At 40.6% G+C, this 12,833-nt stretch carries 15 protein-coding genes; 3 read left to right on the forward strand and 12 right to left on the reverse strand.

The window, feature by feature from the left end:
* Positions 1-69 precede the first annotated feature (69 nt).
* The gene (locus tag IM793_RS18755) at positions 70-402 is read right to left on the reverse strand and encodes a hypothetical protein (protein ID WP_193424021.1); all 333 of its coding nucleotides are present in this window, start codon (positions 400-402) and stop codon (positions 70-72) included.
* A 387-nt stretch (positions 403-789) separates the two neighbouring features.
* Here IM793_RS18755 and IM793_RS25020 point away from each other — a divergent pair, with 387 nt between their 5' ends.
* From IM793_RS25020 to IM793_RS25185, 3 genes are all read left to right on the forward strand, one after another.
* Entirely contained in the window at positions 790-1,359 is a 570-nt protein-coding gene (locus tag IM793_RS25020; protein ID WP_255512115.1) for a serine hydrolase, read from the forward strand.
* A 68-nt stretch (positions 1,360-1,427) separates the two neighbouring features.
* A complete protein-coding gene (locus IM793_RS25025) occupies positions 1,428-1,841 on the forward strand; it encodes a hypothetical protein (RefSeq protein WP_370629820.1) in 414 nt (137 codons plus the stop codon).
* Positions 1,842-2,541: 700 nt separating this feature from the next.
* Positions 2,542-3,180: a metallophosphoesterase gene (locus tag IM793_RS25185; protein ID WP_370629821.1), complete on the forward strand. Its 639-nt coding sequence runs from the start codon at positions 2,542-2,544 to the stop codon at positions 3,178-3,180.
* Between the two features lie 250 nt (positions 3,181-3,430).
* Here IM793_RS25185 and IM793_RS18770 read toward each other — a convergent pair whose 3' ends face one another.
* From IM793_RS18770 to folE, 11 genes are all read right to left on the reverse strand, one after another.
* Entirely contained in the window at positions 3,431-4,513 is a 1,083-nt protein-coding gene (locus IM793_RS18770) for a serine hydrolase (RefSeq protein WP_193424023.1), read from the reverse strand.
* A 4-nt stretch (positions 4,514-4,517) separates the two neighbouring features.
* Entirely contained in the window at positions 4,518-5,561 is a 1,044-nt protein-coding gene (locus tag IM793_RS18775) for an alpha/beta hydrolase (protein ID WP_193424025.1), read from the reverse strand.
* A 1-nt stretch (position 5,562) separates the two neighbouring features.
* A complete protein-coding gene (locus tag IM793_RS18780) occupies positions 5,563-5,952 on the reverse strand; it encodes a hypothetical protein (RefSeq protein WP_193424027.1) in 390 nt (129 codons plus the stop codon).
* 43 nt (positions 5,953-5,995) lie between these two features.
* A complete protein-coding gene (locus tag IM793_RS18785; RefSeq protein WP_193424029.1) occupies positions 5,996-6,214 on the reverse strand; it encodes a hypothetical protein in 219 nt (72 codons plus the stop codon).
* 25 nt (positions 6,215-6,239) lie between these two features.
* Positions 6,240-7,073, reverse strand: a complete 834-nt coding sequence (locus IM793_RS18790) for a sterol desaturase family protein (RefSeq protein WP_193424031.1) — start codon at positions 7,071-7,073, stop codon at positions 6,240-6,242.
* Positions 7,074-7,183: 110 nt separating this feature from the next.
* The gene (locus IM793_RS18795; RefSeq protein WP_193424033.1) at positions 7,184-7,960 is read right to left on the reverse strand and encodes a LytTR family DNA-binding domain-containing protein; all 777 of its coding nucleotides are present in this window, start codon (positions 7,958-7,960) and stop codon (positions 7,184-7,186) included.
* Positions 7,957-8,979, reverse strand: coding sequence for a sensor histidine kinase (locus IM793_RS18800; RefSeq protein WP_193424035.1), 1,023 nt, complete (start codon positions 8,977-8,979; stop codon positions 7,957-7,959). Before IM793_RS18800 ends, IM793_RS18795 begins: the two co-directional genes overlap by 4 nt.
* Positions 8,980-9,181: 202 nt before the next feature.
* Entirely contained in the window at positions 9,182-9,823 is a 642-nt protein-coding gene (locus IM793_RS18805; RefSeq protein WP_193424037.1) for a MarR family winged helix-turn-helix transcriptional regulator, read from the reverse strand.
* A gap of 32 nt (positions 9,824-9,855) precedes the next feature.
* Positions 9,856-11,106 carry an FAD-dependent oxidoreductase gene (locus tag IM793_RS18810; protein ID WP_193424038.1) on the reverse strand — a complete coding sequence of 417 codons (1,251 nt, stop codon included), beginning with the start codon at positions 11,104-11,106 and terminating at the stop codon, positions 9,856-9,858.
* 116 nt (positions 11,107-11,222) lie between these two features.
* Positions 11,223-11,942 carry an SDR family NAD(P)-dependent oxidoreductase gene (locus tag IM793_RS18815; RefSeq protein ID WP_193424041.1) on the reverse strand — a complete coding sequence of 240 codons (720 nt, stop codon included), beginning with the start codon at positions 11,940-11,942 and terminating at the stop codon, positions 11,223-11,225.
* The gene (gene folE / locus IM793_RS18820; RefSeq protein WP_193424042.1) at positions 11,939-12,586 is read right to left on the reverse strand and encodes a GTP cyclohydrolase I FolE; all 648 of its coding nucleotides are present in this window, start codon (positions 12,584-12,586) and stop codon (positions 11,939-11,941) included. The genes IM793_RS18815 and folE overlap by 4 nt, the downstream gene beginning before the upstream one ends.
* Positions 12,587-12,833: the final 247 nt, after the last annotated feature.

The raw sequence follows: 12,833 nt of genomic DNA on the forward strand, positions 1-12,833 counted from the left end.
TTAAGATAAATTACAAAACAGAAATACACCCAGGTGCATAGCTGAGCTTAGTACCAAATTGATAAACGATTAACTGAATAGCGTGGCTTCAGGTTTTGGTGGCCTGAAAAGTTTAATCGATGAGGCAAAAGCGAGTTCATCATCATATGGAAAACCTGATACAGGATGTACACTTATTGCTGCCAATGGCAGATTTGCTTTAACCGTATGCTGGAAAAGCGTTTGATGGGAGCCATGAATAATCTTTTTGAAAGGTAGTTTGAGGTCCTTGTCAGCATCATTATCCCTGATATCCTTCCCAAGGTAGTGCATGGCAATAAAGTCTGCAAAGCTAATCCTATGGTTCAGGGCACGGTGTTCGAGGAAATGGATCGCGATATATGGCGCCTTTAGTAATTCCATCGTTCCGGGATTACTAAAAGAATAAAGAAAGACCATCAGGTATATCCAAACATTTCTCACCGGGCAAAAATAACCATTTTTATCCGGAGATAATACCCCATCTTTCGATGAGTTTCTTCTCAGTAGCCCTTACTGGACAAATGTCGAACTTTTTCTTAGCTGATTTGAAGGAATTAGCGAAAGTTGTGAAGTACTTCAAAACTTAAAGGAGGCTTTTACTCTTGTAATCACTCACCTTTAACCGACTACGTTGACAGTATAATTTGTTTAATATGAGGCAAACCGTGAACGAACAAACAGTATAAATGATGAGCAGATCAGAATTAAATAGTACCTTAGAATCTTCCTTTTTGCGGCGAAAACTATTGTCAATAAAAAAAAATATCGATGAAATTCAAATTACTTATTATATCGCTACTTATCTCGAAATCCATTTTTTCTCAGACCATCAATATTCCAAAGGTTGACGCTTACCTGAAGTATATCGAAAACAATAATTTAGGGATCGGAAGTTTATCAATATTTAAGGAGGGTAAAGAGATTTATAGCAGGGATTTTGGTCAGAAAAACCTTACTGGTGTTGTTGACCATGCCGAAAAGAAATACCAGGTGGGATCTGTCACTAAAATGGTAACTGCGGCTTTGGTTTTCAAGCTGGTAGAAGCAGGGAAATTAAGCCTGGATGACAAGCTATCAGATTTTTTTCCGCAAGTACCCAATTCAAAAAAAATAACCATTAAAAATATGTTAGGGCATACGAGTGGGCTTGGGAGTTATGTGGTCAGGAACGGTGAGATATGGGTAACTGAAAAAGTAACCGAAAAAGAGATTTTTGATCTGATCATCCAACAGGGCGTTAGTTTTGAACCCGGAGAGAAGGTAGCATATTCCAATAGTGCTTATTATCTTTTGGCAAAAATTGTTGAAGAAAATATGGCAGGCCTTATCATACACTAGTTAATAGCGAAATTGCACGGCCATTAAAGCTGAAAAGTTTTGCTTCAGTTAAATCCCATCCCAAGAATGTGTTAAAGCCTTACCAATTTAAAGAAAACGCCTGGCAGCAAATTAAGGATATCGACTTTTTGAATATTATAGGCGTAGGCGATATTTCCTCCACTCCAGGGGAACTCAATATCTTCATAGAAAATCTGTTTAAGTATAAAATCGTCAGTAAGGAGTCTTTGGGGATCATGATGCCTGATGCCTCAGCTGAAACCTGGGGTAGGGGCCTGGCCAGATGGGATTTTGACGGCACTGAATTCTATGGTCATGGTGGTGATGCAATCGGATCTCATGCGGTTGTCATACACAATATTGACGGTGATGTTTCAATTTCCTATAATACCAATGGTGAGCGGATCCGTAAGGAAGAATTTATAAAAAACATCGTTTCATCAATGTTTGATAAACCATTCAAACTGCCTGAGATAAAATAAAAACACATTTTCAGTTTAGCCCTGGTATAAATCTGACATTTACCATTTCATAACCTGCAGCTTAAGTGCTGTAATCATTTAAGTTAACAATGCAGCGACAAATAGCCGGTTTTTTAATTGCTAGTTTAGTCTTCGTATTAATCGACCTTTACATATACTCTGCAATAAAATCGTTCAGTTTCACCTATAAAAAGCAATTCAAAACTCTATTTTGGTTTTTTTCGGCATTAATTATCCTTGATGTTTTCTGTAATGTGTTCCTTGAACTTAAGGAATGGGTCAGGACCGTGCTGACTGTAGTCATTTTGCTTAGCACGGTTTCTAAAGTCTTTTTTATCCTGTTTGTTTTGATCGACGATCTGAGAAGAACAGGCCTAAGGCTATATAACTGGTTATTCAATCAGCAAATAAAAAAAAGGAATTCTGAACATCTGGAAAAAAAACCGGCCATTACAAGGTCAGCGTTTTTGACTAAAGCTGGAATATTGGCAGCCTCTGTCCCCTTGGCCGCTTTAAGCAAAGGCATGGTTTCAGGGGCATACGACTATCAGGTTAAATTTCAAAAACTATGTTTAAATAATCTGCCAAAAGCATTTGTAGGATTAAAAATTGCACAGATCTCGGATATCCACTCGGGCAGTTTCTTTTATAAAAATGCGGTCAAAGGAGGGATTGAAATGCTGTTAAGGGAAAAACCCGATTGCATTTTTTTACCGGTGACCTGGTCAATGATTTTGCGAATGAAATGAGGGATTATCAGGACCTTTTCTCCAGGATAAAGGCGCCATTGGGTGTTTTTTCAATTCTTGGAAACCATGACTATGGAGATTATCATTTTGGCCCCGCAAACTCGCTAAGAAAGGCCCGGAATCTAGCAGACATCAAAAAAACGCACGGAAATATGGGCTGGGATCTGCTGCTTAACGAAAACCGGATCTTGAAAATAAATAATGAGCAACTGGCTGTTATAGGGGTAGAAAATTGGGGTCTGGGAGGATTCACAAGGTATGGTCAAATAGATTTAGCGGTAGAAAATACAGATGACTGCCCTATTAAGTTACTCCTGTCCCATGATCCCTCTCACTGGAGAGCTGAGGTTATTCCAAAATATCCCCAGATCGATGCCATGTTTAGCGGACATACCCATGGGATGCAATTGGGGGTGAGGACCGAAGATTTCCAATGGAGTCCCATTCAATACCGTTATAATGAGTGGGCAGGCCTCTACAAACAAGATGCCCAACAGCTTTACGTCAATGTTGGATATGGCTTTTTAGGGTATCCAGGCCGAATTGGGATTTTGCCGGAAATAACGATATTCGAGCTGGCGTCTGTATAGTTCCCTGTGCCAAAGATTGCATAAATAAGAATGGTTTGATTTCATCTCCAGTTCAAATTAGTTATAGATAGATCTGAACAAAAAAGCACATCGAAAGATGTGCTTTTAATCAGTAGCAAACAAAGTCAGAGGGTAGTACAGAAGTAAGAAGAAGTATTAGTAACTTCTCTTGAATTACCGGGCAAAGATGGATCATAATGCATGGTTAAAACAAGCATTTCCTTGTCAGCAATGCGCATTGAAACTACTTTTACTTCAAGGCCTTATCAACTAACTTCCTCAAATCAACATAGTATTCGTGTCTTCCTTTATTATTAAGATAAAAGGCCATCAAGAAACCAGCGGTTTTCTTTTGGTTATCAACCCATGGAAAACTACCGAATAATCCCGGACTGGTAACGGCGTTACTCGGTTTATTGGCTGTACTATTTTCCATTATCCATTCTCCATAGCCATAACCAAAATCACCCGCCTCGGTGGGTGTATATACTTTGTTAACCTCACCGGTTACACGGTTAATTTGCATTTGGTTCACGCTATTCTCTGATAGAATGCTCTTGCCATTAAACATGCCTTTATTTACAACCATAGTAAGAAAATTCATATAATCGTTTGGTGTACTGCTCGCCCCACCTGCAGGCAATGCAACTTTACCTTTTCCGAAATCGGTATTTTTCATCTCTAAAGGCGTAGCTATTCTTTCAGCAAACAAAGTTTCGAAACTTTTGCCACTGATTTTTTCAATCACTGCTCCGGCGATTTGCAATCCTGTATTGCTGTATCGAAAAACCTTTCCGGGTTCGCCCTCCATAGGCAAAGCAGCAATCATTTGAATGGCCTCATCCATGCTATTGGTTTGTCGCATTTCGCTTAAACTCTCTTTTAAATCAGGCGATTTTATGGCAGTCATGTGCGATAGGCATTCGCTAATGGTGATATTCCCTTTGCCTGATTTAGATAAAACCGGAAGATATTTACCAACTGTGTCGCTAAGTTTCAGCCTGCCTTCATCAACAAAAGTCATCACCAAGGCAGCGCTAAGCCATTTGCTGCAACTGGCAATTTGCTGTCTGGTTGTAGCCGAATAATCACTAAAATCGACTGTTTTTCCTTGTCTTTTTGCTAAAATTTTACCAACCATTTTCTGTTTTGGAGACAGTTGGCTTACACCTTCGCTGTACACCACTTTCCCATCTTTATAAAGAACGAGATACACTCTGCCACCCATTACATCGGCATGGTCTTGGAGCCAACTATCGATTTTAGAGAAATCTTGTGCGTTCAAATTTCCGAACCAAAATAAAATAGCGATGATAAAAATTAACTTCTTCATAAGTTTAATTACAATTTCCAATTCTTGGATTAATAATACTACCACACTGGAATTCGTAACGGCTTTGCGCATATTTCGGCACAGGATTATCGCTTACTTCAAGCGGTGGCAGGGATTCATTTTTATAACTCGGCATGTTTATTTGTTCTGCCGAACCATTGCCTAGCGCCACATTTTTTGCAGCAGTATTTCCATTAAAACTATAGTCCATCATGGCATCGAGCAGGCGATAAATGCCATAATAGTCTAAAGCATCGAAAGCGGTTCGCGTATTGGGCATGGTGTGGTCTGTGTGGTAAGTATAGCCAGCAATTGTGGCTGCTTTCATGTAGATAAAATCTTTTTCTGCAGCGGAAATGCTGATGTTTTTAAAGATATCTATCGCTAAACGATGGTCGTTAATGGTATCTTCATCATAAACCTGGGCAATCATTTTAGTGTTAGCCGGAAAATTTTGGAGTTGTTCATTGGTAATCTGATAGCTGTACCAGGGTGCCATGGTGAAGAGAAAACGGGCATTTTGTCCCCAGCCAAAATCGGTGAAAGCTTTATAGGCAAGTGCAATCGAAGCGCCTCCACCAAAAGAATGCCCCATAAAGCCGATGCGGGTCTTGTCGATAAGATTTGGATAATCTGTTGCTGCTTTTAAAAATCCCGCCCAAAGTGTATTATATCTAGCATCTATACTAACTCCGGTTGTTGGATAAGGAACAAAAACCACCACAAAACCTTTTTTTGCAATGAAGTCGAAAAGACCTTTTGCATAATTTTTGTCTTCGCCGCCATAAGGGTGTGAATAGAAAATAGTTCCTTTTGGAGCGGTAATTCCTGCAGGGTAAAAGATGGTTACATTGGTTCCGGAATAGGTTGGGTTTACAAAATTAATTTCTGCAACCTTATAACTGCCATCAGCTCCATATCCAGATGCAGGTCGGGAAATTGGCCCGTCTAAATCATCATCTATAGGTTCTGTTGACGGCGAATCGCCTCCTTTAGCGCAGCCTGATAAAACCAATAGTAAAAAGCAAAGTCTGAGTAAATTTTTCATATTACATTTTATCTTTTAGTGTGCTTTTTAACGCCTCCTGAAACTTTTCGTATTGCTGATATTGGCCTGCAGTGAATATCTTTTTCAGTTCCTCATCCTTCGCCTTCTGTAAAGACATTGCTTGTTTAAAGCGTGTTATTTTACTATTGCTGCTTTTTATAATTGGCTCGAACTTTTTAGCATAGTTTAAGTTTATTACTTCAATTTTACTTTGCTGTTCGGTATTTAGGTTGAGCTTAGTCCTCATCATTTCCGTTTGAAATTTAGCCCGCTCTTCGGGTGTTTTATGCTTTAAATCATTTGCTTTATTTTGAGCAAACGCGGAGGTTAAACCGGAAACTGATAAGACCAATAAAGCAACATAGAAACTTGTGATTTTAGGGGTTCTCATGATTTGATTTCTACTGATTTAAAAATATGAAAATTGCTTAAGATTAGTGATGAACTAAAATTACCCGCCTCCTTAAAGCAGGTTTTACCACCACAATTGGTGCGGGTTTTACTACAACAATTCTTGCTACAGGCTTAGTATTCACCCAGCGGGTATGTACTATGATTCTTTTGGCAGGAGTTCTTACCACTATTCTGCTTTGAGCGTTTGTAAGTAAGACACTTGAAAATGCAATACTGATCATTAAAATGAACTTTTTCATAATGTGTTTTTTATTAACAGATGGATTAATTTAATGCATGTTTCTGCTTTTCAGATAAAACTGAAAGATGTGGAGTTAAAGTGTGATTACCTTGGGTTGAACTTTCTGGCTTAAACCAGTTGATAAAGCCCTGTGCCATCAGGCGGAAGGGATTATAACTTAAAAAACCGGTCGTCAGGCCATACCGTACTTTTTCTGTTTCGGGTTGATAAGTGCCAAATAATTTATCCCAGATAATCAAAACACCGCCAAAGTTTTTGTCGATGTAAATCGGGTTGCTTCCATGGTGAACCCTGTGCGATGATGGTGTATCCATTACAAGCTCAATCAGGCCTAATTTTCCAACGGCTTCAGTGTGTAGAAAAAATTGGTAAATAAGGTTAAGCACATAAGAAATCACAATAAAATCGGTAGGCAAACCAAATAATGCAGCCGGTATAAAAAACAATGGACTCACAATTGCCGAAAACCAGTTAAGGCGATAAGCTGCCGTTAAATTCATGTGCATGGCCGAATGATGGACCAAATGAAATGCCCAAAGCGGTTTCCAGAGGTGTGAAAGGCGATGAAACCAGTAATAAATAAAATCTGCGGCGATAAATGTTAAACCGAAAACGCAGGCATTATGCGGCAGTTTAATTGGAGTCAGGTTTGCAAAGAAACCCAGAATGGTTAATTGATACCCTGCAAATATGAATTTTGAAAACTGAAAGCCTGCAAAAATAGCGATGTTGGAAAAAGTTTCCTTAACATCATAAGCGCCTTTTTCTTTCTTCCAGCTCCAGATAATTTCGGCAAGAATGAACACAAAAAGGAATAACAGGATGTAAATGCGATATGGACCGATGTGATTTTTCATTTCTATCTAAACTAAACACTGCCTTGTTAAGACAGGATAAAGTTGAATAAAAGTGAATTATGATGTGGTTAAAAAACAGGTGAAGCTGAAAAAGAAAGGGGTGAAACGATTTAAGCGTTCATCCATTTTTTAAACTCGGGCACACGGGCTTTGCTGATCAGGATCTGCACTTCTGCAATTGGTTTTACTTTAACCAACAATCTTCCGTTGAAATAAAATTCGACTTCGGTTATAGCCTGGCGGTTGATCAGAAACTGGCGGTTGGCCCGGAAAAAAGTATCCGGCTCAAGCTGCTGTTCCAGCTGTTCCATGGTGAAATCCATCACAAATTGCCTGTCGTCGTCTGTTCTGGCGTAAACGATTTCATTAGCGGTATAAAACCACGAAATTTTAGCCGTTTCTACCGGTATCAATTTATCACGGTAGTGAATAAGGAAGGCCTTTTTGTAAGATTTTGAAAGGTTGCCAATTTGTGCAGCTAAATCTGCAAACACAGGCAAAACCTGTGGCGTAGCACTGCAAGTCCATCTTTTGTATTTGTTAACAGCATTCGAAATTTCTTCCCCGTCAAAAGGTTTTAGGATGTAATCGATACCATTGTTTTTGAAAGCCGTGATGGCGTAATCGTTATATGCGGTTACAAAAATTACAGGTTTATCGATGTTGATTCGTTTGAAAATATCAAAAGATAATCCATCGGCAAGCCTGATATCCATAAAGATTAAGTCGTACATGTTTTCATTGCCGGCAAGCCAGGTGGTTGCTTCTTCAACTGAACTTAATGTTGAAACAATATCAATGTCATGCGCTATTTCTCCCAGTAAATGGATTAGGTTCCTGGCAGTAACGGCCTCATCTTCTACAACAACAGTACGGATGGTTTTCATGCTTTTAAAGGGATTTTTACCAGAAATCCGTGTTGGCTTTTACTTATTTCGATTTCCTTTTTCACCATAATCTTAAAACGTTCATTCAGGTTTGCAAGTCCTATGCCGTTGCTGCTTTCGGGCGTAGGAATTTCATTGAGGTTATTACCCAGCACCAGCAAGTCATCATCCATATACAGCTTTACATTTAAGGGCTTTGTTAGGGTTGCAGCATTGTGTTTTACGGCATTTTCTAATAAAGGCTGTAAAGTTAAATGGGGCAATTTATAATTCAACACTTCTTCGGGAATATTAATTTCCATTTTAAAGGCATTTTCCAGACGCATGGTTACGAGCCGGGCGAATGCCTTTAGCATTGTTAATTCATCGCTAAGCGTTACAAGATTATTTTTGGAACGATTTAAAGCATAGCGAAAAACGGTAGATAAATCGCGGACATATTTTTGTGCCAGGGCCGGGTTTTCCCTGATAACACCTGAGAGGCTGCTTAATGAATTGAATAAAAAATGTGGGTTCATCTGCTCTTTCAAAAGCTCCAGTTCTGTTTGCATGTAGGCCATTTTGAGCTGCTCGTTTTCTACTTCTTTATTTTTAGAGGAACGGACAAGCAGAACAATTTTAATCAGAACAGCCATTAAGATACTGCTCAAGAATAACCGTACGAAGTTGCCTGCTAGGTAAGCCTTAGGCAATTGCGGCATAAAAAATAATTTGTTTTGGAGTACACCTCCCAAAAAAACAGCTAAAATGAATATTGATACATTTGAAATAACGTACAGACTAATTTTATTTTTTTCACGATAAACGCTCAGCTTTGAAAAGTGATTCAGGTTTAAATGGAATATCAATCCACAAAAGACCAGATTGAATAAAAACTGATAGAGTAGTTCCAAAGGATTAAAATGCCAGTATTGAGCTACAATTCCCTTTTCGCGTAAAGCCAGCAGCTTCGGTGTATTTACCAATAAGGCAATTAACAGCGAACTATACCAGGAAATCCGGCGCTCATTTTTATCCATCGCTTAAACTTATGAAAAAAATATATGAAACTTTTCCAATTATGGTGAAGCTGACAGATTTGGCGGTCAGTTGACTGAAATATGCTGTGTCCTTATTTTATATGGCTGGTTGAATGTTCATTTTACTGTTACCCTCCACCCCGTATGTTTGATTAATGAAGTAGCGCTTTTAGTCCTCAATCTCAAAAGAAATATTTTCACGCTAACCTAATCTTGTCCTGAAGTTAGTTGGAGTTTGTTCCAATAATTTCCTTTCACTATGGAAATCTTCGAGCTTGAGCAGTAAAGTAATCAGTTCCATTTTTTCCGGGGTGGAAAGCGGCTCGGTAACATTTGCTGAAGCCATTTTGATGTTTTCTATACTATTGTTCAATTCCTGCGTCCCTTTAGCGGTAATATTGATAATCCTGCTTCTTTTATCGTTATCGGTGGTCTGCTGCTCTGCCAAACCTTTTTTTAGCAGCCTGTTGACAATCAGCGTACCTGTAGCTTTTTCATGAACATTCTGTCTGATCAGTGCAGTTTTACTCATACTTCCTCCTGAGGCAAGGCAGATCAGGTAGATAAATTCATCGGGCGTGGAAAAGGCAGATTCAGCAATAGCTGTTTTTGCATGCAACCTGGCATAACGATACAGATGAACCAGCGAGGTGTTGATCACGCTGTCTGCCGAACGTCCCCTGGCTTTGCCTTCCCATTGAGGGTTAGTGGTGCTTGTTTCCCTGTTCGCATGGCGGCCATTGAGCCAGCTGAGGAACGGAGCCAGTTCCGCTACCGGGTTATCATTGCTGCTTTCATAAGTTTTGACAAGCGAGATAAGTTCACTTAAAAGGTTGTACATCATGATGCTATTTTTTATGTTTTTGAACAGCGTTGTCAGCTATCCGTTTTAAGTATTTCCTCTACAACAGTACGGGCACTTTTCATTGCGCCGTTTATCGAACCGTTCAGCAGGTAATCGCCGCATAGGTAGCAATTCCTGCTTATGCGCATTGTATCCGCATCCATTTCGTTCTTTGCAGTCCTGTTATCGGGAAGGGCGTGGGGGATAGAATAGGTGGCCAGCAATTCCCATTGTGCCGAACCTGGGTACCATTGCATAAGCTCTTTCCTTATCATTTCTTCAAGACCAATTTTTGTGCCGGTACCGGCTGTTCTGACAGAAACTGAAATCAGCGACTGACCTTTGGGCGCGTATGAGGGTGCGATATGTTCCATAAAGGCAATATTGTTGATCAACTGCCCGCTGATGGCATTCAGCGCAATGCGTTTAGAGTGCGCTGTCCTTTCCCTGCTTGAAAAATACATCGTTAATGCATCTTTTTTCAAATGCCTGTCTATATCCACGGCCGATTGGGAAAGGTTTTGTGGTTCGGTTGCGATAATGATATTATCGGCCTCATAAATTTTCCCGGAGCGGCCAAAAGCCTGGCCGTTTTTTATCTCTGTGATTTTCTCGCCAAGCAAAAGTTCATCCCTATCCAGGCACCCTGCCAGCTGTTTGCTGATTTCGCCCATCCCCAGGGCAGGAACAGCAGCAGCTCCTTCACTAAGCATTTTAAAGACGAATTCAAACATCCTGCTGGATGTTTCAAGTTCGGTTTCCAGAAATATACCGGAAAAGAAAGGCCTGAAGAATTTTGTGATAAACTGCTCACTGAAGTTCAGCGAGGTTAGATACGAGTATGTGCTGGTTTCTTTTCTGCTGAATATTTCTTCCACGGTACTGGAATGTAGCCTGAGTTTGAGCTTTAGCAGGCGTAGCTTATCTCCAAAGCTTCCGATAGGGGAAAAAAGGGTTTTGATCAGCATCAATGGTTCCCTTAAGGGATCGCCTATTTTATGGCTTCTCCGTTCATCAAGAATTTCTGCCCCGGGAAGAAAGGCCTTCAGGTCAAGTTTCTTGTAATCCAGGAGCTTTTTGGCTTCCGGATAGGCGGTAAGCAGGACCTGAAATCCCCGGTCGAGGATGAAGCCGCCTTTATGATCGCTCCCCGCCCTGCCACCAACTTGCTCCGATGCCTCAATGACGAGGATCTTTTTACCTGCCTGTTTTAGTAACCTGGCTGCAGATAGCCCCGCTATTCCGGCGCCTATGATGATCACATTCAGTTTTTCTATTTTCATAACTGCTTTTTATGATAACAGGTTAAGAGAAATACCGGGCTTTGCATATTGGAGCTTTGCAATACGCTGCCCCTGAAAATAGCTGTCCAGTCTCCTTACCATTAAATGCCTGCCTGTTAGATGTTTGTCCTCAAACTGCCCATGCCGCCATCAATCGCGATCACCTGTCCTGTTATCCAGCTGCTGTCTTCAGAAAGCAGGAATGCAATGGCGGCGCTGATGTCGCCCGGTTCCCCGTATTTTCCCAATGGGTGTCTTTTTGCAGAGGCCTCCATTTTATCAGGAGTATTGAGGAATTTTGTGGATAGCGGGGTATTGGTCAGCGATGGCGAAACTACATTTACCCTGATCCTGTTTACGCTCAGTTCTGCAGCCAGCGATACAGCAAGCCCCTCCAGCGCAGCTTTGGAGGTTGCAATACTGGAATGATAACCCATACCTGATCTGGCAGCAACTGAGCTGATGAAAACGGCCGATGCCGAATGAACATTTTTCAGGGACTTTAATGCAAGCTGCATAGTGCGTGCTGCACCCACCACATTCAGTCTGAAATCATCTATCAGATCATTTTCGCTAATCCTTGAAAAAGGTTTGAGGTTGATGCTTCCGACACTGTATACAAGTCCGTGAAGTTCCTCCGGCAAAAAAGAAGCTAGTACATCCATATTTTCCATCACATTAAGTGGCTGATAGCGGACCGATGCAGGCCAGTTATCTGAGCTGCTTCTGGATGCGGCGTAAACATTTGCGCCCTCTTTGCTCAGCAACTGCACCAGATCGAGGCCTATGCCCGAACTTCCTCCGATTACCAGTATATTTTTACCTTGAAACCTCATTGGCCTATATATTTTAAAAATTCGTTTCTTGTTTCCGCATCCCTGAATTTTCCGCTGAAAGAGCTGGTTACCGTTGAGCTGCCGGCATCCTGGATCCCGCGTGAGGAGACACAGTGGTGGCTGGCATCGATCATCACGGCTACATCATCTGTTCCCATTACGCGCTTAATCTCCCGGGCAATCTGGATGGTCAGCCTTTCCTGTACCTGTGGTCTTTTGGAATAGTACTGTACGATCCGGTTGAGTTTGGACAGGCCAATTACTTTTCCTTTGCTGATGTATGCCACATGCGCCTTGCCCGTAATAGGAACAAAGTGATGCTCACAGTTACTGAAGACAGCAATGTTTTTCTCAACCAGCATTTCACTATACCCGTAACGGTTTTCAAAAAGGGTTGCAACAGGTTTATTGGCCGGATTAAGTCCGCTGAATATTTCTTTAACGTACATTTTGGCAATCCTGTCCGGAGTATTCTTCAGGCTATCATCGTTCAGGTCGAGTCCAAGGATATTCAGTATGCTGGTAAAATGGTCCGAAATCATCGAAATTTTGGTCTCATCGTCCATCTCAAAGGCATTCGCCTTCAATGGCGTACTAAAATGTACCGGGTCGATTTCGTAATCTGCTAGGTTTTGTTCTGGCATATAATGGTATATTAATATGCTAAGTTAGTATATTAATATATCATATAGGTATATAATGACTGATACATCTCCAATTTTAAAATTGTATGACGCAGCCCCAGTCCACCCGATCATAAATTTTATCGTATACTGACAAAACATTGGGTTAAAGAGCAGTATCGGAAGAAGAGGGGATTATGGAAAGAAAAAAGGGTTAGTTTTTTAATGGTATCCTATCAATTTCAAGATAAGTAGAATTATTAGATGG

Origin of the sequence: Pedobacter sp. MR2016-19, assembly GCF_014947265.1 — a bacterium.
Taxonomy (GTDB): domain Bacteria; phylum Bacteroidota; class Bacteroidia; order Sphingobacteriales; family Sphingobacteriaceae; genus Pedobacter.